A 26277-nucleotide genomic window follows, 5' to 3' on the forward strand; every position below is an offset into this window, starting at 1 on the left:
GGCCGTAAAAGAGAAGAGGCCGCAGTCGGCCTCACAAGATCAGCGGAACAGTATTGTTGTGTACATGCAAACGCAATAGCCTTCCCGCGGATCCACCCCCGCCTCCTCCAGCATGAGCCGAAAGCCCGCTTCGGAACACGTGAGTTGGACACGGAACGGCGGGGCCGGAGTCCTCAGCACAAGCCTTTCTTGGGGGGAATGAACCCGTATGCGCCACCATCCACGTCGACGCACCAGACGCGCTGTCAGTTTGGTCACATCCGTGGGCATCGTGCTCGCCACAGCGCCCCTGGCGATCGCCGCCACAGCCAACACCACGCCAACCACGGCTCCTGTCAAGGCAGTTCAGCCCACAGCCGACGGCCCGCTCCCGACGGCTCTGCGACAGGCCAAGCTCGAGCAGAAGCCGGTCCCGGTCCCCGCACTGACCACCACGACCACGGAGACCGTCGCGCATCCGGACGGGACGCTCAGCACCACGTCCCACATCAAGCCCGTTCGCGTGCTCAAGTCGGGGAAGTGGACCGCCCTCGATGCCACCCTGCAGCGCAATGAGGACGGTACGTACAGCCCCAGGGCCACGCCTTCCGGCGTCTCGCTCTCGGGCGGCGGCTCCGGGCCGCTGGCCACACTGACGAACGACAAGGGCCGTCGGCTGTCCCTGTCCTTCCCCGTCGCACTGCCCGCCCCCCGGGTCAGCGGCAGCAGCGCCCTGTACCCGAACGTCCTGCCCGGCGTGGACCTGCAGGCATCCGTCAGCGACCAGGGATCGTTCAGCGAGGTGCTGATCGTCCACAACGCCGAGGCGGCGGCGAATCCCGCACTGCGCAGCCTGCGGCTGGCCACCGAGGCCGAAGGCCTGACCGTGGGCAGTGACGCGGCCGGAAACCTCCAGGCCGCCACACCCGACGGTGCCGCCGCGTTCACCAGCGCCACCCCCCTCATGTGGGACTCCAGCACCGAGGCCGGGCAGAAGGGCCTCACGGGCAAGAGCTTCCTCGCCGGCCGCAGCTCGGCGTCTGCCGAGGGCCCGGGGCCTCTCCCCGGTCCTCTCGTCCAAGCCCCGGCCAGGTCGTCGGCCGCCCGCCCCGGGGACGGTGCCCAGGTCAGGCCGATCGGTGTGTCGGCACAGCCTGATGCCGTGACCCTGGCCCCCGACCTGGAGCTGCTGACGGGGCAGAAGACCGTCTACCCCGTCTTCATCGACCCCGTCGTCAACCCTGTGACTTCGGGGACCGGCCACTACGTGGTGGCCCAGGAGGGCTGTCCCGGAGCCAACACCTACGACACCGCGCAGGACTGGGGCGAGGGTGTCGGCTACCAGCAGTACACGTCCAACTGCTTCGGAATGCAGGAATCGTTCTTCGAGATCAACACGAGCGCTCTCACGCCTCAGATGGTGATCCAGAAGTCAACCCTGTACCTGACCGAGACGTACAGCGCGGACCACGGCTGCTCGAACACCTGGCCACTCACCCTGAAGCACACGAACGGCATCAACAGCGGCACGAACTGGAACAGGCGGCCCTCCGCGATCGCCACGATCGGCACCCAGCAGGTCGCGAGCGCCAGCCCCGCCAACGACTGCGGCTACCGGAACGTCAACTTCGATGTCACCGACCGCATCCGGCAGGGGGCGTCACAGGACGCCGACACCTGGACCTTCGGGCTCTACGGCGACAGCCGCAAGACCATCTCGAACCTCGGCTTCATGCGGTTCAGCACCAACCCGTACCTGGTGACGGTCTTCGACATCCCGCCCTACGCCCCGGACTCCCCGAGCACCACCCCCGACTCCGCGAACCCGGCCGGCGCGGCCTGCGACAACGGCTCCCGGGGCTGGATCGGCAGAACCTCCACGACCAACGGAGCGACCAACCTCACGCTCAACGCCCGTCTGACGACGCCCATGGAGGGCGTGAACCTCCAGGCCGTCTACCAGGTCTGGGACGACATGAAGAACAACGGCAGCGGTGCCCCCGCCACCGTCTCCGAGCCGAGGAGCACCTACGTCGCGCCGGGCACCACGGCACGCACCAACGTCGGGATCGCACTTGCCGACGGCCATGCCTACGGCTGGAGCGTCAAGGCCTTCGACGGCACCCTGGAAGGCCCCTGGACCTCGTACTGCGGCTTCAAGGTCGACCTGACGCCGCCCACGGCTGTCGCCTTCGCCGATTCGAAGGCGTTCCCTCCGCTCGCCAGCGGCCGCACGCCCACCGCCCACGCCGGCGACTCCGGCATCACCATCGCCGTGTCCAGCAAGGACGTCCTCCCCACCGGATGTGAGCTCGCGGCCTGCATCAAGAGCGACATCCGCCGATTCGAGTACGCACTCGACGCACCCATTCCCACGACCGGCGCACAGTCGGTCACCGTCACTCCCGACGCGAACGGCGTCGCCACCGCGAACATCCCGATCAACCTCACCGCCCAGCAGTGGGGCACGCACACCCTCTACGTCCAGGCCGTCGACGGGGCGAACAACGCCCGGCCCGCCGGGTACAGCTTCTACGCACCCTGGAACCCGGCGACGCCGGTCACCGCCGGAGACGTCACGGGCGACGGGATACCGGACACGCTGAGGCCGGACCGGAGCGGCAGCGGCAGCCTCCTCCTCGTCCCGGGCAACACCGACGCCTCCGCCACTGCCGTCACCGCGTCGACGGCGGCCCAGAGCCCGGACCGCACCGGCTGGGACAACTACCTCGTCAGCCACCGCGGCAGCCTCAGCCAGTCGGGCGTGGACGACATCTTCGCCTACAACAAGAACACCCGTCAGCTGTACGCCTACGGGAACGACGCGTCCAGCAACGGGACGCCGGGGCACTTCAGCCTCACCCAGAACGTCATGCACATCTCGAGCAAGCCTGCGTGCAATCCGGCGGCACAGTGCACCGGGTACGTGGCGGACTGGTCGAAGGTCACCCAGATCCTCGCCCCGGGCAGCTTCGACAACCCTCGCGGGCTCGCGGACCTGATCACCATCGAGGACAACCGCCTCTGGTACTACCCCGGCACCTCCTTCGGCGGCCTGCACCTCGACCAGGGCATGCTGCTCAGCTCCGGTGACTGGTCGCGTACCACCCTCATCGCTCCGGGCAGGATCGGTGGGACTCCCACGCTCTGGGCGCGCGACGACACCACCGGGCGCATCCACAGCTACGCGCTGAAGTTCGATGCCAACGGCATTCCCACCGCGCTGCTGGCACCGCCCTCGGCGCAGGCGCCCGCGGCCGCCATCTCGACGCTCGACGCCTCGGTGTACCCGCAGGTCGGCTCCTACGGAGATCTCAACAGCGACGGGCGCGCCGACCTGTGGGCGATCAACGCCACCCAGCAGCTCGTGGCCTTCAGCGGGACGGCCACCGGCTTCTCGCCGACCCCCCTGTCGCTGGGCAACCTCAACATACCCGCGGCGCAGTGGAAGCTGACCGGCCAGAGCGGCAGCACCACGCCGAGCACCGACGGCAAGTACCCCGCGACCCCCACCGGAATCACGTGGTCCACCGATTCCGTCGGCGGCCGCCAGACCACGTACGCCGAATTCAAGGGCGCTCAGTCGACCATCACGGCCAACGCCCCGGTCATCGACACCAAGAAGAGCTTCACCATCAGCACCTGGGCGAAGCCCGGTACCAAGACCAGCATCATCGCCAGCCAGGACACGAACCGAAGCAGTTCGTTCATCCTGTACGCCGATGGATCCAGCTCCAAGTGGCACTTCGCGCTGGCCAATGCGGACACCGACGGATGGCCCTTCGACTTCACCTACGCCACCAATGACGTCGCGCGGTACACCCCCAACGTCTGGACCCGCCTGACGGCCGTCTACAACGCCGAAAGCGGCCTGATGAGCCTCTACGTCAACGGCGTCCTGGCCGGCAGCGGGCAGCACCAGGCCTCCAGCAGCCCCGCCTCGACCGGACCACTCGTCCTCGGCCGGTTCAAGGCCGACGGGACTCCGCACGACAGCCTCACGGGTGGCGTCAGCAACTTCGCCGTCTATCCCTACGCAGCCACTCCCACCGCGCCCGGAGCGGCCGGCCCGATCGCACTGACGGCTGCCCCCGCCAACTGCATGGACAACGACTACGCCAGGCCCGACGACGGCAACAGGATCCAGATCACGAACTGCAACGGCAGCCCGGCCCAGAACTTCGAGGTCCGGGGCGACGGAACACTCGGCATCCAGGGCAAGTGCGTCGATGCCGCGTGGGCGGGGACGGCCAACACGACCCTGCTCCAGCTGTACACCTGCCATCGTGGCCCGAATCAGCTGTTCGTACCCCGGGCCGACGGTTCCTTGTACAACCCGGCCTCCGGCCGCTGCATCGACCTCGGCAACTTCAACACCACTCCGGGCACCCAGCTCTGGCTGTTCGACTGCAACCTCTCAGACGCCCAACGCTGGAGCATCCCTGCTCTGACCGGGACGTCTCTGCCCGTCCCCAGTCCGTAGCCACCACTCTCCGAACAGGACTGCGGTCTCCCCACCCTGCTGGATGGGGAGACCGCGCAGGCGGTCCTGACGGAATCACCGCCGCAGCAGCGTCACCACCGCCGCGCCGCCCAGCCCGATGTTGTGCGCCAGACCCACCCGCGCCCCCGACACCTGCCGCGGACCGGCCTCACCGCGCAGCTGCCACACCAGCTCCGCGGCCTGCGCCAGCCCCGTCGCCCCCAGCGGATGGCCCTTGGAGATCAGCCCCCCGGACGGGTTGACCACCCACCGCCCGCCGTACGTCGTCGCGCCCGACTCCACCAGCTTCCCGGCGGCGCCGTCCTCGCACATGCCCAGCGCCTCGTACGTCAGCAGCTCGTTGACCGAGAAGCAGTCGTGCAGCTCCACCACGTCCACGTCCTCGATGCCGAGCCCGGAAGCCTCGTACGCCTGCCGGGCCGCCGCCGCCGTCATCGGCTTGCCGACCACGTCGATGCAGGAGCCCGAGGCGAAGGAGGCCTCGGTGTCCGTGGTCATCGACTGGCCGACGATCTCCACCGCCTTGCCGTGCAGCCCGTGCCGCACCAGGAACCGCTCGGAGACCACCAGCGCCGCCGCCGCGCCGTCCGAGGTCGGCGAGCACTGGAGCTTCGTCAGCGGCGCGTGGATCTCCTTCGCCGCCAGGATCTCCTCGACCGAGTACACGTCCTGGAACTGCGCGTTCGGGTTGTTCGCCGAGTGCCGGTGGTTCTTCGCGCCGACCGCCGCGAGCTGGGCGGCCGTGGTCCCGTACCGCTCCATGTGCTCCCGGGCCGCGTTCCCGAAGATCTGCGCGGTCGGCGGGGACATCTCGAAGCCGTGGCCCGCGGCCATGATCCCGTAGTGCCGGGCCACCGGCGAGGTCTTGAAGGATTCATCAGCGGCTCCGCCGCGGGCCCCCCCGTCCGCTCCCCCGCCCAGCGCGCCGCGCTTCATCTTCTCGAAGCCCAGCGCCAGCACGCAGTCGCTGATCCCGCCCTGCACGAACTGCCGCGCCATCATCAGGGCCGTGGAGCCGGTCGCGCAGTTGTTGTTCACGTTGTAGACCGGCACCCCGGACAGCCCCAGCTCGTACGCGGCCCGCTGGCCGGCCGTGGAGGCCTGGAAGCAGTACCCCACCGGGACCTGCTCGACCAGGTCGTAGCCGATGCCCGCGTCCGCGAGCGCCGCCGATCCGGCCTCCTTCGCCATGTCCCAGTACTGCCAGTCCCGTGACTCCGGCTTCTCGAACTTCGTCATGCCGACGCCCACGATGTACGACTTCATGCCCGACAACTCCTAGTCCCTGGGTAGGCCGAGGATCCGCTCGGCGACGACGTTGAGCTGGACCTGCGTGGTGCCTCCGGCGATGGTCAGGCAGCGGGACATGAGCATCCCGTGCACCGCCCGCTCCCCCGCGCCCTCCCGCACCGCGCCCGCCGGCCCCAGCAGTTCGAGCGCGAGCTCGGCGGTCCGCTGCTGGTGCGGGGTCTGGACGAGCTTGCGCACGGACGCGCCCGCGCCCGGCTCCAGCCCCGACACCTGCTGGAGCGTGGTGCGCAGCCCGATGCAGGCCAGGGCGTGCGCCTCGGCGGCGAGCGCGCCGATCCGGGCCCGGTACGTGCCGTCGAGGTCGGCGGCGCGCGCGAGGAGCGCCTCCAGGCCGGTGTCGAAGGTCATCTGGTCGGCCATGTGGACGCGTTCGTTGCCGAGGGTGTTGCGGGCCACCTTCCAGCCGCCGTCCGCCGCGCCGACCAGCGCGTCCGCCGGGAGCACCGCGTCGTCGAAGTACACCTCGTTGAAGAGGGCCTCGCCGGTGATCTCCTTCAGCGGCCGGACGTCGATGCCGGGGGTGTTCTTCATGTCGACGACGAAGTAGCCGAGGCCCTTGTGCTTGGGCGCGTCCGGGTCGGTGCGGGCCAGCAGGATCCCGAAGTCGGCGCTGTGCGCGGAACTCGTCCACACCTTCTGCCCGTTGACCTTCCAGGAGCCGTCCTCCCGGCGCTCGGCCCGGGTCCGCAGCGAGGCCAGGTCGGAGCCGGCGCCCGGCTCCGAGAAGAGCTGGCACCAGGTGACGTCGCCGCGCAGGGTCGGCAGGAGGTGGGCCTCCCGCTGGGCGGGCGTCCCGTAGGCGAGCAGCGAGGGCACCACCCAGGTGGCGATCCCGAGGTCGGCGACCTTCACGCCGGCCGCGCTCAGCTCCTGCTGGACGACGAGCTGCTCGACGGGACCCGCGCCGATCCCGTAGGGCGGTGGCAGGTAGGGGGCCGCGTAGCCGGTGGGGGCCAGGATCCGGCGGGCGGCGGCCGGATCGAGTCCCCGCGCGTCCGCGATGGCGGTCCGTGCCTTCGCGCGGTACGTCTCGGCCTCCGCGGGCAGTTCCAGGCGCAGCTCGCGCCGCGCACCGCCCGCCGCGCACCGCACGGCCCGTACGCGGTGCCCGTCGCCGGACCCCAGCAGCTGGCGGGCGACCAGCGCCCGCCGCAGGAAGATGTGGGCGTCGTGCTCCCAGGTGAAGCCGATCCCGCCGAGGACCTGGATGCAGTCCTTGGCGCAGGAGCAGGCGGCGTCCAGGGCGGTCCCGGCGGCGAGGGCGGCCACCAGCGTGCGCACGTCGGCGGGCTCGTCCATCGCCCGCGCGGCGTCCCAGGCCAGCGCCCGGGCCTGTTCCAGCCGGACCAGCATGTCGGCGCACAGGTGCTTGACGCCCTGGAACTGCCCGATGGGCCGGCCGAACTGCTCGCGCACCTTCGCGTACTCGGCGGCCGTGTGCAGCGCCCGGGCGGCGGTGCCGCAGGCGTCGGCGGCGAAGAGCGTGCAGGCCAGGTCGCGGACCAGGGCCGTGTCCAGCGCCAGGCGCCGGTCCGGGCCGGCGACGACCCCGCGCGCCCGCACCTCGGCGGTGGGCCGGGTGGGGTCGGCGCTGTCGTGCGTACGGATGTCCAGCGCGGCGGCGTCCACGGCGAACCAGCGGGTGCCGTCCGCGGCCTCGGCGGCGAGCAGCAGCAGGTCGGCCTCACCGGCGCCGAGCACCGGCGGGGCGACTCCGTCGAGCAGGTGGCCGCCGCCCTCGACGGCGACGGCGGTCAGGGTTCCCGGCCCGAGCGCGACCGCCCCGACCCGGCCTTCGAGCGGCTCGGCGCCGGCCCGGTCCAGCAGTACGGAGGCCAGCGCGCTCGGCAGGTACGCCCCCGGCAGCGCGGCCCGGGCCGCCTCCTCGACGACGACGGCCAGGTCGAGGAGGGTGCCGCCGTCCAGGTGCGGGTCGAGCAGGCCCTGCGCGGTCAGCGCGTCCCAGTAGGCGGGCCGCGCCCCGGTCTGCGGCGGGGTGTCGAGCAGCTTGCGGACCTCCTCGGGAGGCACGGCGCGCGCGATCCAGCCGCGCACCGCCTCGGCCAACTCGCGCTGTTCCTGCGTGATTCCGATGCCCATGCGCGGCAGACTAGAACACGTTCCAATCTGACGGAAGGTCAGATGACGGTCGATTCCGGGACAGGGGGCGGGAACCGGCGGCGGAAGGGGTGACGTCCCCCCGATGGACAAGATCGATTACGGGTTCGAAGGAGTCTGGAATGACCGGCACGGCCACCCGATACCTCTATCTCGCCCGGCACGCCGAGGCATCGCCGGACGAGAGCGGGCTCACCGAGGACGGCCGCCGACAGGCCGTACTGCTCGGCCGGCGCCTGCGGGACGTCCCCCTCGCTGCGGTCCACCACGGCCCGCTGCCCCGGGCGCAGCAGACGGCCGCCCTGATCGGCGACCAGCTGGCGGGCGTCCCCCTGCACCTTTCGGAGGCCGCCGGCGACTACGTCCCCCACCTGCCGGAAAGGGAGGAACTCCCGCCGGATTCCGCCGACTACTACCTCGACTTCCTCGCCGGTGCGAGCGCCGAGGAGCGCGAGCACGGCCCCGCACTGGCCCGCCGGGCGACGGAGCTGTTCACCGGGCCGGTGGCCGGCACGGAGGACCGGCACGAACTGGTCGTCACGCACAACTTCCTCGTCGCCTGGCTCGTCCGGGAGGCCATGCACGCGCCGAAGTGGCGCTGGCTCGGCCTCAACCACGCCAACGCCGCCCTGACCGTCATCCGCTACGCACCCGGCCGGCCCGCCGCCGTGCTCCTCTCCAACGACATGCGGCACCTGCCGGCCGAACTGCGCTGGACGGGCTTCCCGCCCGAGTTGCACGTCTGAAGGAGCCCGGAAGGACCCTCCGAGGGGGCGCGGTCTCCCGCGCCCCCCCGGGTGGTGCCGGTTCGGCGTTCGGGTGTTCAGAGGAACCACATGAACTGGACCCTGATGTAGAGGTCTTCCGGCCAGCGCGCTTCCATGCGCACCTTCGCCTTTCCTCCGTCCAGGGGCACCACGTTGTGCAGGGTGACGATGGCGGATCCCATGATGGGCTTGTCGGTGACGGGGCTGAACTCCGTGACGTTGGCGAGCACCATGTTGTAGGCGCCCCTGGAGCCGGGCAGCGTCGCCTCCCCTTCGAAGACGCCGTGACCCACGAAGTCGAAGGTGTTGGCGGCCATCTCCGGATTGAACTGGGCCTCGCCCCCGCTTCCGCCCGTGGCCGGGATGCCTTGCGCGGGCCCGGCCTTCACTGCGCTGCCGCTTGCCGTGTTCTCAGTCATGTCCGTTCCCTTCGGTGAGGAGGGGATCCCGGCACGGCGGGGACGTGTCGGTGTCCGCACGCCGTGCCTGTGGGGGGGGATCTCCGGAAGACCGGACCCGTGTGCGCTGTACCGGTCTCGTTCCTCATGGTGGGCCGGATCCGCGCCGCCGCGACCCCCTGACTTCAGGGATGTACGAACCGCGGATCAGCGGGTCAGCGCGGCACCGAGTTCGTCGCGCCCGTCCGCCCCGGTCTTGCGGAAGACCGCCTTGAGATGGTCGTTGACCGTGTACGCGGACAGGTCGAGGCGGCGGGCGATCTGCTTGACGGATGCCCCGGTGCGCAGCTGCGTGACGACGTCCCGTTCCCGGGGCGTGATGCGGTACCACGCGCACAGCGACGGCAGGACCAGGTCCCACGTGGCCCCCTGGACGACGAGGGCCACGTCTCCGGTGGCGTCCGCGTCGAGCACCTGGCCCTGGCACGTGGTCCAGCGGCCGGAGGCGGCCGGGGGCGCGCACACCAGGGGAATCGCCCCGCCCCGACGGCGGGCCTCCGTCCGGGCGACGAGGGAGATCGAGACGAAGAAGGGCCCCGGCACCCACGAGGGGATGCCGTGCGCCGACCACTGGTCCAGCCACAGCTGCGCCTGGGGGCTGACGGCCTTGATCCGGTGGTCGGAACCGATGGTGATCACCCCGGCCGACAACGGGGGAACCTCGGGGCAGAGCGGACCGGCCGTCGCGTACCGGCGCAGGGCGGCCAGCAGCGCCGGTACGAGCCGGGCCGCCCGCCGGGCGTCGTCCTCGCGGAACGGCGCGGCACCTTCGCAGCGGAGCAGACCGAGAGCCCCCCACACGCCGTGCCGGTCCTGGAGGAGCAGACGCAGCTCGGAGCTCGCCCCGTGGGCGGTGAGGATCTCCCGTATGCGCGGGTCGGGCCCGGGCGACCCGTCCGTGCCCGCGCCCACGACGACGGCCGGGGTCCGCAGCAGCGTCGGCATCGCCGACCGCCGCGGGTCGTCCCCCAGATGCCGGTGCATGACGAGCTCCATAACCAGCGCGGGGTCGTACTGGTGCCAGAAACTGAAACTGCCCAGCCCGGGACCGGTCGCCGGGTCGGTTCCCACCAGGCTCAGCGCGTCGTGGGCCACGATGGGGGCGAGCACGCGCGAGATCCCCGCTCCGACCTGCTCGGCCGCGGCGTCCTGGCTCGCCGCGGCATAGAGGTCACACGCCAGACGCCTGTCGTCGAAGAACGTAAGGCCCACATCGCCCAATTATCCCCGAACTGGGCACAGAGGCCCCTTCAGGCCTCCACCGCGCGAGTACGCCGAGCGTTCCACCAATTCCAGATGACGTGTCCCACCAGGGCGAACGCAACGGCGACCGCGACGATCCGGACGGCGTTCCAGGTGGCCATGACGACCGGATCCTGTCCGAGCGACTCGTTGGTCAAGCGCATGGAGGTCTCGTAGAAGGCCACGAGCGGAATGAGCAGCCGGAAGAAGAGGCCACCGATGCCCTGCAGCCGCGCCAGGTTGCCCAGGAATCCGACAGGTGCGCCGAACACGAACGCCAGCGTTCCCCACGCCATGATCCCGGAGAGCGATCCGCCGCCGCCCGACAGGCCGGGCTCCAGTCCGCTCGGGGCGGCAGCGCCGAGATCCTTGTACAGGTAGTAGGTCACCACCCCGACAGCCAGCCCGAAAGACGAAAGAAGGGCTGATTCAATTTTGGACCGGCGGAAATACCCCACCAGGAACGCATAGCAGGCCCACGCCCACCCGCCGGAGAAGACGGCGTTCGCGACGACGCCGACGGGGCTGTCCCATTTCTGGGAGGCAGCACCCAGCAAGCCGAGCACCACACCAATCCCGAGCGGCGCTGACAGCGACGCGGCACGAGTGCGCGAAAAGTTCACGATCCCTCTCCCCCCATGGACTTTCCAGAGGAATCCTCAACGAAGACCTGACGGCAGTCAATCAAATGAGGGGTGACCGCAAAGCATTCTGGCCGGTTCATGGACCCGGTTTGCGCACACTGTTCGACTTTCCACCGAAATCCAGCGCCCCCTGACGCCGCCGGTTCTCCGCAGTCGCAGCCAGTCGATGGCTTGATTCTTGTGCACCGACCCGGACACCCCCTGCCCGGCCGCAGCCGAACGACTGCACCCGTGTGCCAGGATCGTGGCCGCACACGGCCGTCCGAACCCCGTTGCCCGGAGGTGGTGTTCGAACCGAACGCCGTCCGAGTGCATCTCGCAGATAGCGGGTCCACCGACTCACTTCACCCCAACTCGGGCTTATATGCAGGCTGTTGAGCGTGGATGGACCGTTCACTATAGTCGGCACCGACACGGCCGGCCTGGGTCCGAGCGTGCCGCATTCGGGAACCGATTCCCCTTCGTGGCGCCTGATTTGGCGTCGGCGAGAACACCACTACGTAGGGGGATGAACCATGCGCATGAAGCGGACCCTGGCACTCCTGGTCGCGGCAGCCGGTGTCACCATCGGAATGGCCACACCGGCCAGTGCATACGCATGCCAGACCGGTTTCTTCTGTCTCTACTACAACTCCAACCAGGGCGGCGCCCGATGGTTCACGGACGGCGACGTACCCAATCTCGCCGGGGAAATATTCACCACGTGGGCCACTGGTGAGGGCGAGCCGGTGAAGAACAATGCCGCGTCGACACAGAACGCCTCGAACTACTGCTACCGGGTCTACTACAACTCGAACTACGCCGGCCCGTACGACACCGTTCCGGCCCACACGTCCCGGAACCTCGTGAACACGTACAACAACAACGCTTCCCTCAGGGACATGATCTGCTGAGCATCGGCACCTGAACCGGTAAAGGGTGCTCCACGACCGCCGTCGCGACTGTGGAGCACCCTTCCTTGCCACCTGTAGAGGAAAACCAGTGAACGTGACCGCCCCTTCCTCCAGGGCGTGTGCCGGCATGGCAGTGCTGCTGATCCCGCTCCTGTCCGCGTGCTCGGCCGCCACCGCCGGCCCCACCGCAGCCCCGGGCCCGACGGCAGTGCACCGGCTCGCCGACAGCAAGGCCCTCCAGCTGCCTCTGGACGACTACCTGCTGACCACGGTCGACGCCGCAGCGCTCGCCCGTGGGCGAGATTCCATCATGCAGCGCTGCCTGGGCGGACTGGGCGTCCCGTACACCCCCAAAGACCCGGGAAGCGCCGATATCGAAACGAACGAGAGGCGCTACGGCCTGGCCGACGCGGAGCTCGCGAAGCAGCACGGATACCACGTGCCCGCGATGGACAAACGGGCCGAGGACTATCCCTCGTCGATCCTGCCGCTCGTCACGGGCGAGGCGGCCACCTACAACGGCGCAGCCGTACCGCAGGGCGGATGCAGCGGGGAGGCGCAGCGAGAACTCCACGAGGCCGAGCTGCAGGACGCCCTGAGCCTCCCCCACAAGCTGAACATGGAAAGCTACACGAGATCGCAGAAGGCCCCTGCGGTGGTCAAAGCGACCCAGGAATGGTCGGACTGCATGAAGGAGTCCGGGCACACCTACCCCGACCCCCTCGCCGCGATCAACGACAAGGAATTCAGCGGCAAGACCCCCGGAGACCACGAGAAGCAGGTGGCACTCGCCGACGTACTGTGCAAACAGAAGGTGAACCTGATCGGCGTGTGGTCCGCCGCCGAAAGCGAATACCAGCGCTTCCTGATCGAGTCCAATTCGGCCGCCCTGGCAGGGCCGCTGCTCGCCAAACAGAAGACCATGTCCGCCGCGAAGGCCGCGACCGGCCAGTAGCCCCTCCCGGCGGTCAAGGCTCGGTCCGGCTCCCCCGCCGCCGCTCCGCGAGCCGCTCCAGCGACCACGCCGCCCAAGGGTGTTCGGCTCCGAGCACCCGCGCCCGGCAGGCTCCGAGGCTCATGTCCCGACAGGCGCTGCCGCACACCGAGCGCGGGGGTTGCGCCTTCACCGAGGTCGGCTTCGGCCGACCCGTCAGCCCGACTTGACCGGTACGGGCTTCAGTGCGGCCTTGGCGACCTCCTTGGCCTTCTGCTCACAGCCCCCGGACTGGGCGAGGCCGACCCGGATGATCAGATTGCCGTGGCGGACGGCGAGCTCACAGGTCCACTCGGTGTCGGTGGTCCTCCAGTACGCCCCGTCGCCGAATCCGAGGTTGTTCACCCTCTTCCCGGCCGCCGCGTCCGTGGCGAACTCGGCCTGCTGGAGCTTCGCGTTGGCGGCGTCGCCACCGCCCAGCTTGACCTCCCACCGGACCATCGCGATCCACTTGTCGGAGACGGGTTCGTACCAGGAGCACATCGTCTTCGCCTCGAAGTCCCTGGCGACGTGGAAGTCCTCCTGGGGGTTCCGCCGGGTCAGCGGGATGTCCCGGGTCGCCTCCGGACAGGCCGGTGCGTCGGTGTAGGCGGCGGGACCGATACCGGTACCGGTACTTTCCGTCTTCCGGTCCAGGGCCGTGTACGCCCCCACGCCGACGCCCGTCGCCACCAGCACTCCGGCGGCCACCAGCGCCACGGTCCGCGACCGCCCGCGCGGTGGCGTGGGCGACGGCTCGGTCGGCGGGCTCGCCGGCCGGGGAGGAACGGGCGGCGGGGCGGAGTCCACGACCTCGGCCGCACGCTCCACCGACGCATCGGGCTCGGGCTCGGGAGCGGAATCCGGCTCCGCCTGCGGTTCCTGCGGCGCCACCGCGGTCGCCGTGTCGGCGGACAGCAGCCGGTCGATGTCCGCCCGTTGCGCGGCCAGCATCCGGTACACGGCGGGCGGCCACTGCAGGCCGGCCGGAGCGACCGGCCCGAGGAGTTCCAGCAGCTGCGCCGGGGTGGGCCTGGCCGCCGGGTCCTTGGCCAGGCAGCGCTCCACGATCCCGCGCAGCCCGTCGGGCACCGCACTCAGGTCGGGGGTGGAGTGCACCACGTCGTAGAGCGTCCGGAGGGTCGAAGCCCCGGTGAAGGGGCTGCTGCCGGTGAACGCCATGACCAGCATCGAACCGAGCGAGAACACGTCGCTCGCCGGTGTCAGCGGCTTGCTCTCGGCCTGCTCGGGCGACATGAAGGAGGGTGAACCGATCACCCAGCCGGTGCGCGTCAGCCCGGTGTCGCCCTCGACCTCGCCCTCGGTGGCCCGCGCGATGCCGAGGTCGATGACACGGACCCCGTCCTCGGTCAGGAGCACGTTGTCGGGCTTGAGGTCCCGGTGGATCAGCCCCGCCCGGTGGATCTCCGCGAGCGCCGACGCGAGCCCCGCCGCGATCCGGTGGACGACGGCTTCCTCCAGCGCGCCGTCCGCCTTGACCACGTCCCCGAGCGAGGGCCCGGACACGAACACCGAGGCGAGCCAAGGCGTCGGCGCGTCCGCGTCGGCGTCCATAACGGCCGCCGTGTAGGCCCCGGAGACCTTGCGCGAGGCCGCGACCTCGCGCCGGAAGCGGGCCCGGAAGCCCTCGTCGTCGGCGAAGTGCGCGAGCACCTGCTTGACGGCGACGAGCCGCCCGTCAGGCCCGGCGCACAGCAGTACCCGTCCCATGCCCCCTTGCCCGAGCACGCCGGCCACCTTGAACGGCCCCACGTGCGTCGGACCGGCCGGTCCTACGCGCTCCATGTCCCCCCGACTCCCTCCCCGTCGTCAGGGAGCGGATCATACCGAGAGGGACTTCACGAAGACCTCGAACGCGGCCGGGTGGACGGTGAATACGGGACCCTCGGGGTTCTTGGAGTCCCGCACGGCGACGCGGCAGGACTGAGCGGCGATCTCGACGCAATCACCGCCGGTGTCCCCGCTGTACGAGGCCTTGAGCCAGCCTGTGTCACCGAGCGGCGCGCACTCGACGCACTCACCGCCGGTGTCGGAGCTGTACGAGGACTTACGCCACTGCGCGCCCGTCAGGTTCCGGATGGTGTCCATAACGCTCCTCCATTACGCGGGCGATCCGTGCCGCCGAGCCCTCCAGGGACAGGGCGGCTGCCTGCAAATGATCGTATCGGAGCGAACCCTCCCTGAGAGCTTGCGGATTGGCCGTCATATGGCCCTGCACGAAGTCCTCGGTGTAGGCGATGTCGGGGTCGTCGTCGAAGCGCAGGAGGGTGAAGGTGCCCGGCAGCCCCGCGTGGGCGCCCGCCTCGAAGGGCAGGATCTGCACCTTCACCCACTCCCTCCTCTGCAGCGCCAGCAAGTGAGCGAGTTGGTTCCGCATCACCTCGCGGCCACCGATCTCCTGGTGCAGTACGGCCTCGCTCATCACCACCCACATCAGTGGCGGGTCTTCGCGGTCGAGGATCCGCTGCCGGTCGATCCGCGCGGCCACCTTCCCGTCCAGGTCCCCCTCGGTCCGCGCGCCGAGCACGGCCCGCGCGTAGGCGGGCGTCTGCAGCAGCCCGTAGACCAACTGCGCCTGGAAGGTGGAGATGTACGAGGCCCGGGCCTCCATCTCCGCGTACGGCTGGAACCACGTGGGCAGTTGGCTGCGCAGCACGAGCCCGATCAACCGCGAGAACACCCCGCCGGTATTGAGGGCCGCGTCCACCCGCTCGGAGAAGTCCCGGGTCGGGACGCGTTTCGTCGTCTCGATCTGGCCGATCAGGGACCCGGTGCAGAAGATGATCTCGCCCAACTGCGCCTGCTTCAGGCCCGCCTGTTCCCTCAGGCGCCGTAGTTCGTAGCCGTAGAAGTCCAGCGGCGAGGCGCTGGGATCGAGCTCGCGGATCTTGACCATGAGGTGGTCACCCCCAAGTTCACGCTGTTCGGCGTTCGTTTCGCCCTGTAGCCGAGCGTAATCAGCCGCATGCGCTCTGGTGGGGTGAATCACGCACTCGGTCACGGTCGGTCAGAAGCGGTCGACGGTCGCTCCGCGCGCGAACGGCGATAATGCTCTACCGAACTGATCTTGTGGTGACGGGGGCCTGGCAGGTGCGGGAAGTGATCGAAGGCCGGTACGCGCTGGCCGAGTTGCTCGGTCAGGGCGGCTTCGGCGAGGTGTGGCGGGCCGAGGACAGCCGGGTGGGCCGCCAGGTCGCCGTCAAGATCGGCTATCCGCAGACGCCGGAGGACACCCGCCGCTTCGAGCGGGAGGCCAGCCTCGCCGGGAACCTCGGGCACCCCAACATCGCCACCATCCACGACTTCGGCCGCACCGAGCGCGAGGGCCGCGACGCCGTCTACCTCGTCATGGAGCTGCTCCGGGGCCGCAGCCTGGCCGACGTGCTGGAAGCCGGGGTGCCGCCGCTCGCGGACGCCCTGGAGTGGGCCGGGCGCATCGCGGACGCGCTGGGGGCGGCCCACGCCGCCGGGATCGTCCACCGGGACGTCAAGCCGGCCAATGTGATGGTCACCGACGGCGGGGTGACGAAGGTGCTCGACTTCGGCATCGCCAAGGCCGGGAGCGGCGCCGTCACCACGACCGGGCTGACGGCCACCGGCATGGTCATCGGCTCGTTCCCGTACATGGCCCCCGAGCGGTGGACCGGCGGGGCGAACGGCGTGCCCGTCGACGGGCGGGCCGACCTCTACGCCCTGGGCTGCGTGCTGATGGAACTGCTGACCGGCACCCGCCCCTTCGCCGCGCGCGAGATGCACGAGCTGCTCGCCCAGCACCTCACGACCGCGCCGCCCGCGCCGAGCTCGCTGCGCGCGGAGCTGCCGGACGCGCTGGACTCCCTCGTACTGGAGCTGCTCGCGAAGGACCCGGCGGACCGGCCCGCGGACGCGGCCGAGGTGTCCCGTCGGCTGGCGGAGATCGCCCGGAGCCAGGCACCCGCACCTGTGCCGGCGGCGGCCTCTTTCCCGCCCCCGCCGTCGTACGCCCCCACCGTGCACACCGCGGTCGGCGACCCGGTCCGCGCGCTGCTGGAGCGCAGGCTGACGCAGCTGCTGGAGGACGAACCTGCCGACGTCGTGGAACGGCTGCGCATGCTGACCGACGACCTGACCGAGGAGCTCGGCGCGCAGGACGCCCTGACCGTACGGGCCGCCTACCACCGCGTGATGCGGCTCCCGGGGCGGTCCAGGACGACCGATCTGGAACGCCTGCTGCCGCGCATGGTGCGGGTCCTGGGCCTGGAGCACCCGGACACGATCACCGGGCGGGCCGCCTGGGTCGGCGAGGCGGCGGCCTTCGGTTCGGGGGACGGCCGCCGCAGCGAGCAGGAGCTGCGCGAGATCATCGAGCAGGCGACGCGGGTGCTCGGCTCGCACGACCTGGTCACGCTGACCGCCCGCTACCACCTGGCGTCGGCCATGCACCGGGGCGCCCACCCCCGCGACGCCCAGTGGGACGCGCGCGGCCGGGAGCGCGCGCTGAGCGAGCGCGCCTGGCTGGGGCCGCTGCTGCCCGACCTGGAATGGGCCCTGACCGCCGACAGTCCCGTCCTGCTGGACGTGCGGCGCAGGCTGGCCCACGACGCCTGGCTGGTCGGTGACGTCGCCGGAGCCGCGCTCCTGTACTGGCGGCTCTTCCCCGACCTCGCCGAGCTCGCCGAGCGCGGGAATCCGGAGGTGGCCCACCGGGTGCTCCGCGCCATCGGCGAGGCGGGCGATCCGGCGGCCGCCCTGGCGCACCTGAACCCGTTGCTGCGCCGGCTGCCCTTCCTCCCCGGCATGCAGGACCTGGCCGACGAGGTCTCCGACACCCGGGCGGACTTCCGGCGGGCCGTACGGGAGCAGCGGCGGGCCGAAGGGACGGGCGGCGGGACGAGCGGCCTGTCCCGGCTGTTCGGCCGCTGACGGGAGACCGGGGCGGAGGGCCGGGCGGCGGCGTACGAGCCCCACCCCGGCCGTAGCGTCCTACCAGCGGGTAGGGCACCATGGGCCGCCACACACGATCACCGCCGGAGGAACCATGGCCACCCCCAAGCCGGAGACCCTCGCCGCCTTCGAGGCCGCCAAGGGGTTCATGCCCGTACGCGAGGGCCTCGCCCTGTACGAGGCGGCCACCGCCGCCGGGGCTCTCGGGCTGCCGCTGCTGGAGGTCGGCACGTACTGCGGCCGCTCCACCATCCTGCTGGCCGACGCCGCGCGCGAGGCCGGCGTGGCGGCGATCACCGTCGACCACCACCGGGGCAGCGAGGAGCAGCAGCCGGGCTGGGAGTACCACGACCCGACGGTCGTGGACCCGGAGGTCGGGCTGATGGACACCCTGCCGACCTTCCGCCGGACCCTGCACAAGGCCGGGCTGGAGGACCACGTGATCGCGATCGTCGGCCGGTCCCCGCAGGTCGCGGCAACGTGGGGCGGCAAGCTCGGCTTCGTCTTCATCGACGGCGGCCACACGGACGAGCACGCGAGCGGCGACTACGAGGGCTGGGCCCCGCACGTCGCGGAGGGCGGCACGCTCGTCATCCACGACGTCTTCCCGGACCCGGCCGACGGCGGCCAGGCCCCGTACCGGATCTACCTGCGGGCCCTGGCCTCGGGCGCATTCGAGGAGATCTCCGTCACCGACTCGCTGCGCGTGCTGCGGCGCACGGGCGCCGGTATCTGAGGGTCAGGGGGGCGCGCTCACCAGGCCGGTCATCCGACCTGATGAACGCCGGGCCGACAATCGCACCACGCCTTCGGATGGCCTACGGTCCGGACGAGCGGCGGGAGGCGGGTCTAGCATCGCGGCGTGCGCAACGACAACAGCCCCCCGCCCCCCGAGTCCGGCTCCTCCATCGCCCCGGACCGGCCCTGGTTCACCCGACGCGCCACGCTCGTCGTCGGGGTTGCCGCGCTCGCCCCGGCCACGCTGGCGGGCTGGGTCCTGACCCAGGCGTTCGCCGGGACGGGGTCGGACGGGCACTCCCGCCCGGTGCCGCTGTCCGCCTCGCACTCGGCCCTGTCGCCGGGCCAGCGGGACGCGAAGCCGGGCTCGACCCCGAGCGGGACCCCGAGCGGGACCCCGAGCGGGACCCCGAGCGCCAGTCAGAGCACCACCGCGGCCGCACCCGCACCCGCCAAGGGCCCGCTCACCGGAAAGACCGTGGTCGTCGACCCCGGCCACAACGCCGGGAACTTCGACCACACCGACGAGATCGACCAGCAGGTCGACATCGGCACGGGCCACAAGGAGTGCGACACCACCGGCACCACCACCAATGCCGGATACAAGGAGGCGGACTTCACCCTCGACGTCTCCCGGCGCCTGCGGACCGCCCTGGAGGCCCAGGGGGCCAAGGTCGTCCTCACCCACCAGGCCGACCGCCCGTGGGGGCCCTGCATCACCGAGCGCGCCCGCATCGGCAACGAGGCGAAGGCCGACGCCGTCGTGTCCGTCCACGCCGACGGGGTCTCGTCCGGCAACCGCGGCTTCCACATCATCCTCCCGGCCAAGGTCAAGGGCGGCGCCGCGGACACCGCGAAGATCGTCGGACCGTCCCGGGAACTGGGCGAGCGGATCGCCGGCAACTTCGCCCGCACCACCGGCTCCGCCCCCGCCAACTACCTCGGCAGCGGAACCGGTTTGGTCGTGCGCGACGACCTCGGCGGACTGAACCTCTCGACCCAGCCCAAGGTGTTCATCGAATGCGGCAACATGCGTGACGCCAAGGACGCGGCGCAGCTGACGAGTCCGGAGTGGCGGCAGAAGGCGGCCCAGGGCATCGCGGACGGCATCGTCGGCTTCCTCGGCGGGTAGTCCCCCTCGGGAGTCCGGCGGGACCACCCGCCGCCCCGATCATCTCGGCCGTCGGAAACCTCCGTACCATGGTGCCGCCCGCCCCGCTGCAGGCACGTTCTGCGACCGCGGCACCACGAGACGACGACCGAGACCGAGAAGGACACCTAAGACGTGAACATCCGCTCCCTCACTCGAGGCGACGGCGTGGTGATCGGAGCAGCGGCGCTGCTGTTCATCGCCTCGTTCCTCGATTTCTACTCCGCGACCGGTATCGACCGGCCGAGCGTGTGGGACCTCGACGCCAACCACCTGACGCTCCCCAGCATCTTCCTGCTCGGCTTCATCTCCGCCGGCCTGCTGATCGCGTCGCGCTTCCAGCCGGAGCGCAAGCTGGCCGGCCTGCCGCTGACGGCGTGGGGCACCGTGCTCGCCGTCTCCGCCGCCTGGTCCTCGCTGTGGGCGCTCATCGCGTGCCCGACCCTGCTCGACCTGGGCGCGGGCTCCATCCTCGCCCTGCTGGCCACGCTGGCCCTGGCTGGTGTGGCCATCGCCGGTGCGAAGATCCCTGCGCTCGCAGGCCAGCTCGTCCCGGAGCCGCGTCCCGCCGCGGTCCCGCCGTACGGCGGCCAGCCGGGCCAGCCCCAGCCGGGTGCCGGGTACGGCTACCCGGGCGCGCAGCAGACCCCGTACGGTTCCACGCCGCAGCCGGTCCCGCCGTACGGCGGCACGCCGAACCCGGCCCCGGGTCCCGGTCCGCAGGACTCCCAGCACACCCCGGCCCCGGCCCCGGCCCCGGCGGCGGACTTCACGCCGTTCTGGTTCGCGGTGCCGGTGGCCCGTCCCCTCTACGCGGAGGACGGCTCCCCGACCCCGATCGCGGAACTCGCCCCGGGCACCTGGTACCTGGCCGTCGAGCAGCGTGGCGCGGCCACCCTGATCGCCCAGACCCAGGACGGCCGCCGCGGCGTGCTGAACGACACCTCGGGCATCCAGCGCGGCTGACCGCCGCCCGGACCCGAGCCGACGGCCCCCCGCCCTTCCGGGCGGGGGGCCGTTGCCCTACAGTCACCTGACGCCTCGTCAGATTCTGGAGGGACCGCACATGCGCCTCGGACTCGCACTCGGCTACTGGGGCCGCGGCCCCTCCCCCGCCCACCTCGACCTCGCCACCGAGGCCGAGAACCTCGGCTACCACTCGGTGTGGACCGCCGAAGCCTGGGGCTCGGACGCCTTCACCCCGCTGACCTGGATCGCCGCGCACACCTCACGGATCCGCCTCGGCACCGCCATCGCGCAGATGGCCGCCCGCACCCCGACCGCCACGGCCATGCACGCCCTGACCCTGGACCACCTCTCCGGCGGCCGGACGATGCTCGGCCTCGGCCTGTCCGGACCGCAGGTCGTGGAGGGCTGGTACGGGCGCCCCTTCCCCTCCTCGCCGCTCACCGCCACCCGCGAGTACGTGGACGTCGTCCGGCAGGTACTGCGCCGCGAGGGCCCGGTCGCCCTGGACGGCCGCTTCCACAGCCACCCCTACCGCGGGGAGGACGGCACCGGCATCGGCAAACCCCTAAAGCCGATCACCCACCCGCTGCGGGCGGACCTGCCGATCCTCCTCGGCGCGGAGGGCCCCAAGAACATCGCCCAGACCACCCGCATCGCGGACGGCTGGCTCCCCCTGTACTGGTCCCCGACCCGCACCGACGCCTACCGGGCCTCCCTCACCGACCTCCCCGAGGGCTTCATGATCGCGCCGATGGCCCGCGCCAAGGTCTGCGACGACGTCGCCGAGGGACTGCTCCCGGTCAAGGCGATGCTCGGCTTCTACATCGGCGGCATGGGCCACGCGGCCCGCAACTTCCACGCCGACCTGATGGCCCGCATGGGCTACGAGGAGGAGGCCCGCCGCATCCAGGAGCTGTTCCTCGCGGGCCGCAAGGAGGAGGCGGTCCTGGCCGTACCGGACGGGTTCGCCGACGAGATCTCGCTCATCGGCCCCCGGGAGCGGATCGCCGAACGCCTGGACCTCTGGCGCAAGGGCCCGGTGACCGACCTCCTCCTGACGGCCCCGGACCCCCACACCCTGCGCGTCCTGGCGGAGCTCAACAGCTAGGCCGTCTGCGGCCGCGGCCCGGGTGCCCCCGGGCCGCGGCCGCCGCGGGACTACTTGGTCGCGCGGATCGACACCAGCGCGTGGTCGCGCTTGGCCGGGTCGACGAGCTTGCCGACGCTGGTCCAGGAGTTCTGCTTGACGTCGAAGGAGACCTCGGTCTTGTCGACGGTCATGTCGACGCGGACCTTGTAGTCGTTGCCCTTGACCGAGTAGACGGCGGGCAGTTCGAGGTTCAGGTAGCCGCCGTTGCCGGAGACACTGAAGCAGAAGGTGTCGGTGCGGTCGGTGCTGCTGTAGACCTCCAGCAGGTTGCCGCCGACGGCGCAGTCGACGTACATGATGTTCCCGTCACCGCTCTTGAGCTTGATGCCGCGCGCCGCGAAGGCCTCGTCGGCCTGCACCTTGGGGTACTCGAAGTTCTCCACCGCGTACGGCATCTCCGCGGAGCTCGCGGCCTGTGCCACGGGCGCCGGCTTCGCGACCGCGCCCAGCGAACCGGCCACACCCACCGCGCCCACCGCGGCGACCACAGCGCCGACCGTCAGTGCATTGCGCGACAGCTTATTCATTCTTCCTCTTCCTGATGTGAAAAAGAGGGGGAATGCGAGCAGCCGATTTCCGGACACGCGCGCGCACAGATTTTCCGTACGGCAATGAGACCCTACCCGCGAGTAATCGCAAGGGGCTTTCCGGTCGCGAAATTCCCCCCCGCGCATCAACCGTCCCGTACGGCAAGATCTTTTGTACCACACCATCTTGGTTCAAAAAAATCACAACTGCAGGAACCAGACAACCAGTCCGGACGCGAACGGCAGCCACGATCACGGCCGGACGCCCCCTGTACTGTCACCCGAGACACTCGGGTTCCGACACAAATCGAACCTGACATTCCACTTAGCACACGCTTCATCCGTGGGGGATTGAAAGTTGAATAGGAAAACCAGACCCTGGAATCAGGGTCCGCTCTTCGGGCTGAGCGGGGGAATCTTCCGCTCGACCGTGGCGGGAGCGATCACGCTCACGCTGAGCGTCGGACTGCTGGGGGGAGCGGCCGGCGCGGCCGCCGCCGACCCGGCCGTCCCGCCGCTGAGCGAACGCGCCCGGCTCGTCGAACTGTGGCGCACCGGTGGCGACACGACCAAGGAGGCCGCAGCCGCGGTCCTCGCCGGCACCGACGCCGAGGTCAGCGCGTTCCTGAAGAACGACGCGGCCTCGTACCAGCAGCAGGACGAACGCATGAAGGCGTTCATGATGCTCAACAGCGCCGGCCCCAACGTCGCCGCCGAGCTGAACGCGGCCATCAACGGGGGGCCGCAGAAGCTGCACGACTACCTGAAGCAGGACCTCAACAAGAGCGGCGCCGCCCTCGAGGACGAGCGCATGGCCGTACTCGACATCATGAACGCCGGCGGGGACGCCGTCCGCGAGGACGGTACGAAGGCCATCAACAAGAAGACCATCGCGGCGCTGCTGGCGTTCCGGTCCGACGGCCAGTACGCCGCACGGGCCGAGGACGAGCGCATCGAGGTCATGATGATGCTCCAGTCCGCCGGCCCGCTCCTCAGCAAGGCAGCTCAGGAGGCCCTCAACACCTCCGCGGCCGCCGTCCACGAGTTCCTGCTCAACGGGCAGCATGTCGCCCGGGCCCGTGACCAGGAGACGTTGAGCATCGCGCAGCTCGGCGAGGTCGCCGACAAGGCGAGCCGGACCGCGGCGGCGGAGACGCAGGCGGCCAAGGAGGCCTCCGAACGCGCCGTCCGCGCTGCCGCCGACGCCAAGGCCGCCGCCGAGAAGGCCGCCCGCGAAGCCTCCCAGGCACAGGCCTCCTCCAAGGAGGCCCGCGCGGCCGCAGTGCGCGCCGCCGACGCGGCGACCGGCGCCGCGGCCGCGGCCCGGACCGCGATCCAGGCCGCCAACACCGCCATGTCCGCCGCACGGCAGGCCGCCCACGCGGCCGCGGCCGCCGCCAGCGCCGCCACGGCCGCCGGCAACGCCGCGTCCCGCGCGTACAACGCGGCGTCCGCCGCCTCGAAGGACAACGCCCAGGCCGGCGCGGCCCGGGACGCCGCACGGCAGGCCCGCGAGGCCGCCGAAGGCGCCCAGTCCATCGCGAATGCGCTGTCCAGCGCGATCGACTCGCTCGTCTCCTCGATCGGCTCCGCCAAGGCGGCCGTGAGCGCGAGCAAGAACGCCGCCGCCTCGGCAGAGGCCGCTGCCGAGGCCGGACGCCAGTCCGGCGTCTCCAGCGCCGAGGCCCAGCGGGCGAACGCCGCCGCCGCCAAGGCCCGGGCCGCCGCCAACACCGCGGGCAACGCCGCGGGCAACGCCGAGCGGCTGGCCAACCGGGCCATCGCCGCCGCGCGGGACTCGCACAGGGCCGCCAACGAAGCCGCGGGCCACGCCCGCAAGTCGGCCGAAGCCGCTGAAGAGGCCGCCGCCCACGCGGGGCAGGCCGTCAACTTCGCCAACCAGTCGAAGGTGCACGCGGAACGGGCGGCCGAGGCCGCCAAGACGGCCACGGACGCGGTCAAGCAGGCGAACGAGATCGAGAAGACCGCCCGCGAGACCGAGGCCGCGCAGCTCCAGGCCCAGCAGGAGCAGGCCACCGTCATCGCCCAGGAGCTGAAGGCCCAGGACCAGGCCAAGCGCAAGACGGCCCGCGCCAACGAGGCAGAGGCCACCCGCCGCGACGCGGCGACCAACCAGCTCCTCGGCGAGGCCGTGGCGCCGGGCGTCACCGAGGCCGCCGCCGCCGCCAAGGGCCGCAAGGCCGCCGTGCAGATCATCAAGACCGGCGGCGCGTGGACCCGGATGGCCGCCGAGGCGGCGCTGTCCGGCACGGACGCCGATGTCGTTTCGTGGGTGCGCACCAACCGCCCCGTCGCGGAGGAGCAGGACGACCGCGAGCGGGTCGGCAGCATGACCGTCACCGGTTCCCAGGCGCTGCGCCCCGCGGCCAGTGCCGCGCTGAGCAGCTCGTACTCGTCCGTCTCCGCCTTCCTGAAGACGGGCCAGTACCAGGCGCAGATCGAGGACTTCCGCGTGGAGGTCCTGAAGATCTCCCAGACCGGTGGCCCCGTCGTGCAGAAGGAGGCCGACGCGGCGATCAACGCGAAGACCCCCGAGGCGCTGCGCAAGTTCCTGGAGCAGGGCTGGTACGACGCCCGCATCGAGGACGACCGGATCATCGCCCTCGACGTCGCCCGCAACGGCGGCCCGCAGGGACAGGCCAGGGCGCAGGTCGTGCTGTCCGGGCCGCCGAACCTGCTGCACGAGTTCGCGACCGTGGGCCGTTTCCAAGCCGCCAAGGAGGACTACGAGTCCACCACGCACATCGCGAGCGTCCGCGCTCTGATCGCCAACGCCGCGAAGGCCGCGGAGCAGGCGAACCAGAACGCCGCGCTGGCCGCCGAATACGCCGCCACCGCCAACGCCGCCAAGGAGGACGCGCTGCGCTACGCGCAGGACGCCCGCAACTCCGCGGAAAAGGCCGACGGTTTCGCCCGCGACGCCAGCAACTCGGCCAAGGCGGCCGACGAGTCCGCCCAGCAGGCCACGAACTCGGCCCAGCTGGCCAGGAACGCGGCCGCGCAGGCGCAGAAGTCGGCCCAGTGGGCGGAGAACTCCGCCCAGTCGGCGAACTACTCCGCGGCTCGGGCCAGCGCGTCCGCCTCGGACGCCTACGCGTCCGCCGACCGCGCGTACCGCGACGCCGTTGCGGCCGGCAAGAGCGCTACCGAGGCCCGGACCGAGGGCACCCGCGCCCTGAGCGCCCTGATGAACAAGATCATCGAGGAGTTCAAGCCCAAGCCGAGCATCCCCGTCACGGGTAAGGGCGAGCTGCACCCGGGCTCCGACCAGGCCGAACACCCCAAGTACAACAGCGCCTCCTTCTGGGACAAGCTGCTGGCGACGCAGTGGGCGCCGCAGGTGGTCGCCGCGGGTTCGGGCGTCTGCGCGCTCGGCGACTTCGCCTGCCGCCTCTACGAGCGGTGGCTGTTCGTGCGCAACGACAAGCCCTACGACCTGACGAACGACGACTTCGCCAAGATGTTCGCGGCTCCGGGCTGGCGGGACCGTCGGGCGGACCAGTTGAAGGCGTACGCGGGGATGGCCTCGGACCGGTGCCCCGGCGGCGTCGGTACCACCTGCCGGATGGCAGTGGACTCCTGGTGGCACAACGACAGCTTCGCCTTCACGGAGAGCACCGATCTGTGGGCGGCGATGCGCGGGTTCAGCTACCGGCAGAGCGGTGAGCTCGAGTTCACCAAGCTGGAAGGCGGCAAGTACCGGATCAAGGGCGACGTACGCATCGACATTTACAAGGACTACAACTTCGATGCGAAGGACGGCGGCACGCCGCTGGGCCCCTGGGCCGCGCTGCCTGCGGTCGGGTACGGCAAGGACTTCGCCATCCAGGGCAGCAAGGTGACGTCGGTCGACATCACCAAGTAACCGGAACCCGTCATATGATCTTGC

General features: G+C 71.0%; 19 protein-coding genes. 10 read left to right on the plus strand and 9 right to left on the minus strand.

Annotated features, from left to right (window positions below):
- Positions 1 to 262: 262 nt before the first annotated feature.
- Positions 263 to 4462 (plus strand): ricin-type beta-trefoil lectin domain protein, encoded by a 4200-nt coding sequence (locus ACXNSR_RS12455; RefSeq protein WP_458642130.1) that lies wholly within the window; start codon positions 263 to 265, stop codon positions 4460 to 4462.
- A 75-nt stretch (positions 4463 to 4537) separates the two neighbouring features.
- On the opposite strand, the gene ACXNSR_RS12460 is transcribed toward ACXNSR_RS12455, so the two are convergent.
- The gene (locus tag ACXNSR_RS12460) at positions 4538 to 5749 is read right to left on the minus strand and encodes a lipid-transfer protein (protein WP_458642131.1); all 1212 of its coding nucleotides are present in this window, start codon (positions 5747 to 5749) and stop codon (positions 4538 to 4540) included.
- A 12-nt stretch (positions 5750 to 5761) separates the two neighbouring features.
- On the minus strand, positions 5762 to 7894 hold the full coding sequence (locus ACXNSR_RS12465) for an acyl-CoA dehydrogenase (RefSeq protein WP_458642132.1): 2133 nt from the start codon (positions 7892 to 7894) through the stop codon (positions 5762 to 5764).
- 140 nt (positions 7895 to 8034) lie between these two features.
- Between ACXNSR_RS12465 and ACXNSR_RS12470 the strand changes: the two genes are divergently transcribed.
- Positions 8035 to 8658, plus strand: a complete 624-nt coding sequence (locus ACXNSR_RS12470) for a histidine phosphatase family protein (RefSeq protein ID WP_458642133.1) — start codon at positions 8035 to 8037, stop codon at positions 8656 to 8658.
- A 77-nt stretch (positions 8659 to 8735) separates the two neighbouring features.
- Here the strand turns inward: ACXNSR_RS12470 and ACXNSR_RS12475 are convergent, their stop codons facing one another.
- From ACXNSR_RS12475 to ACXNSR_RS12485, 3 genes are all read right to left on the minus strand, one after another.
- Positions 8736 to 9098 (minus strand): hypothetical protein, encoded by a 363-nt coding sequence (locus tag ACXNSR_RS12475; RefSeq protein WP_458642134.1) that lies wholly within the window; start codon positions 9096 to 9098, stop codon positions 8736 to 8738.
- Positions 9099 to 9284: 186 nt separating this feature from the next.
- Positions 9285 to 10349, minus strand: coding sequence for a helix-turn-helix transcriptional regulator (locus ACXNSR_RS12480; protein WP_458642135.1), 1065 nt, complete (start codon positions 10347 to 10349; stop codon positions 9285 to 9287).
- A gap of 38 nt (positions 10350 to 10387) precedes the next feature.
- Positions 10388 to 11002 carry a hypothetical protein gene (locus tag ACXNSR_RS12485; protein WP_458642136.1) on the minus strand — a complete coding sequence of 205 codons (615 nt, stop codon included), beginning with the start codon at positions 11000 to 11002 and terminating at the stop codon, positions 10388 to 10390.
- A gap of 536 nt (positions 11003 to 11538) precedes the next feature.
- Here ACXNSR_RS12485 and ACXNSR_RS12490 point away from each other — a divergent pair.
- Together ACXNSR_RS12490 and ACXNSR_RS12495 are read left to right on the plus strand one after the other, a co-directional pair.
- Positions 11539 to 11916, plus strand: coding sequence for a peptidase inhibitor family I36 protein (locus tag ACXNSR_RS12490; RefSeq protein ID WP_356795048.1), 378 nt, complete (start codon positions 11539 to 11541; stop codon positions 11914 to 11916).
- Positions 11917 to 12043: 127 nt separating this feature from the next.
- Positions 12044 to 12871: a hypothetical protein gene (locus ACXNSR_RS12495; protein ID WP_458642137.1), complete on the plus strand. Its 828-nt coding sequence runs from the start codon at positions 12044 to 12046 to the stop codon at positions 12869 to 12871.
- A 195-nt stretch (positions 12872 to 13066) separates the two neighbouring features.
- On the opposite strand, the gene ACXNSR_RS12500 is transcribed toward ACXNSR_RS12495, so the two are convergent.
- From ACXNSR_RS12500 to ACXNSR_RS12510, 3 genes are read right to left on the minus strand one after another with little or no spacing between them, the layout of a single operon-like run.
- Positions 13067 to 14695: a serine/threonine-protein kinase gene (locus tag ACXNSR_RS12500; protein WP_458642138.1), complete on the minus strand. Its 1629-nt coding sequence runs from the start codon at positions 14693 to 14695 to the stop codon at positions 13067 to 13069.
- A 36-nt stretch (positions 14696 to 14731) separates the two neighbouring features.
- Positions 14732 to 14998, minus strand: a complete 267-nt coding sequence (locus tag ACXNSR_RS12505; protein WP_458642139.1) for a DUF397 domain-containing protein — start codon at positions 14996 to 14998, stop codon at positions 14732 to 14734.
- Entirely contained in the window at positions 14958 to 15806 is an 849-nt protein-coding gene (locus ACXNSR_RS12510) for a helix-turn-helix domain-containing protein (protein ID WP_458642140.1), read from the minus strand. Before ACXNSR_RS12510 ends, ACXNSR_RS12505 begins: the two co-directional genes overlap by 41 nt.
- Before the next feature lie 203 nt (positions 15807 to 16009).
- On the opposite strand from ACXNSR_RS12510, the gene ACXNSR_RS12515 reads away from it, so the two are divergent.
- The 5 genes from ACXNSR_RS12515 to ACXNSR_RS12535 all read left to right on the plus strand — a co-directional run bounded on the left by ACXNSR_RS12515 (position 16010) and on the right by ACXNSR_RS12535 (position 21798).
- Positions 16010 to 17812 (plus strand): serine/threonine-protein kinase, encoded by a 1803-nt coding sequence (locus ACXNSR_RS12515; RefSeq protein WP_458642141.1) that lies wholly within the window; start codon positions 16010 to 16012, stop codon positions 17810 to 17812.
- Positions 17813 to 17927: 115 nt separating this feature from the next.
- Complete coding sequence (locus ACXNSR_RS12520; protein ID WP_402696285.1) at positions 17928 to 18569, plus strand: class I SAM-dependent methyltransferase; 642 nt, start codon at positions 17928 to 17930, stop codon at positions 18567 to 18569.
- Positions 18570 to 18695: 126 nt separating this feature from the next.
- The gene (locus tag ACXNSR_RS12525) at positions 18696 to 19703 is read left to right on the plus strand and encodes an N-acetylmuramoyl-L-alanine amidase (RefSeq protein WP_458642142.1); all 1008 of its coding nucleotides are present in this window, start codon (positions 18696 to 18698) and stop codon (positions 19701 to 19703) included.
- 153 nt (positions 19704 to 19856) lie between these two features.
- Complete coding sequence (locus tag ACXNSR_RS12530; RefSeq protein ID WP_458642143.1) at positions 19857 to 20687, plus strand: hypothetical protein; 831 nt, start codon at positions 19857 to 19859, stop codon at positions 20685 to 20687.
- 100 nt (positions 20688 to 20787) lie between these two features.
- Positions 20788 to 21798 (plus strand): LLM class F420-dependent oxidoreductase, encoded by a 1011-nt coding sequence (locus tag ACXNSR_RS12535; RefSeq protein ID WP_458642144.1) that lies wholly within the window; start codon positions 20788 to 20790, stop codon positions 21796 to 21798.
- 50 nt (positions 21799 to 21848) lie between these two features.
- Here ACXNSR_RS12535 and ACXNSR_RS12540 read toward each other — a convergent pair whose 3' ends face one another.
- Positions 21849 to 22367, minus strand: a complete 519-nt coding sequence (locus ACXNSR_RS12540; RefSeq protein WP_458642145.1) for a hypothetical protein — start codon at positions 22365 to 22367, stop codon at positions 21849 to 21851.
- Between the two features lie 430 nt (positions 22368 to 22797).
- On the opposite strand from ACXNSR_RS12540, the gene ACXNSR_RS12545 reads away from it, so the two are divergent.
- Positions 22798 to 26253, plus strand: a complete 3456-nt coding sequence (locus ACXNSR_RS12545) for an ALF repeat-containing protein (protein ID WP_458642146.1) — start codon at positions 22798 to 22800, stop codon at positions 26251 to 26253.
- The last annotated feature ends 24 nt before the right edge of the window (positions 26254 to 26277 follow it).

The organism is Streptomyces sp. NC-S4 (assembly GCF_054353315.1).

Excerpts from the sequence above, each read along its gene's own strand:
- ACXNSR_RS12460 (WP_458642131.1), bottom strand. The coding sequence starts at position 5,749 with ATGAAGTCGTACATCGTGGGCGTCGGCATGACGAAGTTCGAGAAGCCG.
- ACXNSR_RS12465 (WP_458642132.1), bottom strand. The coding sequence starts at position 7,894 with ATGGGCATCGGAATCACGCAGGAACAGCGCGAGTTGGCCGAGGCGGTG.
- ACXNSR_RS12470 (WP_458642133.1), top strand. The coding sequence starts at position 8,035 with ATGACCGGCACGGCCACCCGATACCTCTATCTCGCCCGGCACGCCGAG.
- ACXNSR_RS12475 (WP_458642134.1), bottom strand. The coding sequence starts at position 9,098 with ATGACTGAGAACACGGCAAGCGGCAGCGCAGTGAAGGCCGGGCCCGCG.
- ACXNSR_RS12490 (WP_356795048.1), top strand. The coding sequence starts at position 11,539 with ATGCGCATGAAGCGGACCCTGGCACTCCTGGTCGCGGCAGCCGGTGTC.
- ACXNSR_RS12495 (WP_458642137.1), top strand. The coding sequence starts at position 12,044 with ATGGCAGTGCTGCTGATCCCGCTCCTGTCCGCGTGCTCGGCCGCCACC.
- ACXNSR_RS12500 (WP_458642138.1), bottom strand. The coding sequence starts at position 14,695 with ATGGAGCGCGTAGGACCGGCCGGTCCGACGCACGTGGGGCCGTTCAAG.
- ACXNSR_RS12505 (WP_458642139.1), bottom strand. The coding sequence starts at position 14,998 with ATGGACACCATCCGGAACCTGACGGGCGCGCAGTGGCGTAAGTCCTCG.
- ACXNSR_RS12510 (WP_458642140.1), bottom strand. The coding sequence starts at position 15,806 with ATGGTCAAGATCCGCGAGCTCGATCCCAGCGCCTCGCCGCTGGACTTC.
- ACXNSR_RS12520 (WP_402696285.1), top strand. The coding sequence starts at position 17,928 with ATGGCCACCCCCAAGCCGGAGACCCTCGCCGCCTTCGAGGCCGCCAAG.
- ACXNSR_RS12535 (WP_458642144.1), top strand. The coding sequence starts at position 20,788 with ATGCGCCTCGGACTCGCACTCGGCTACTGGGGCCGCGGCCCCTCCCCC.
- ACXNSR_RS12540 (WP_458642145.1), bottom strand. The coding sequence starts at position 22,367 with ATGAATAAGCTGTCGCGCAATGCACTGACGGTCGGCGCTGTGGTCGCC.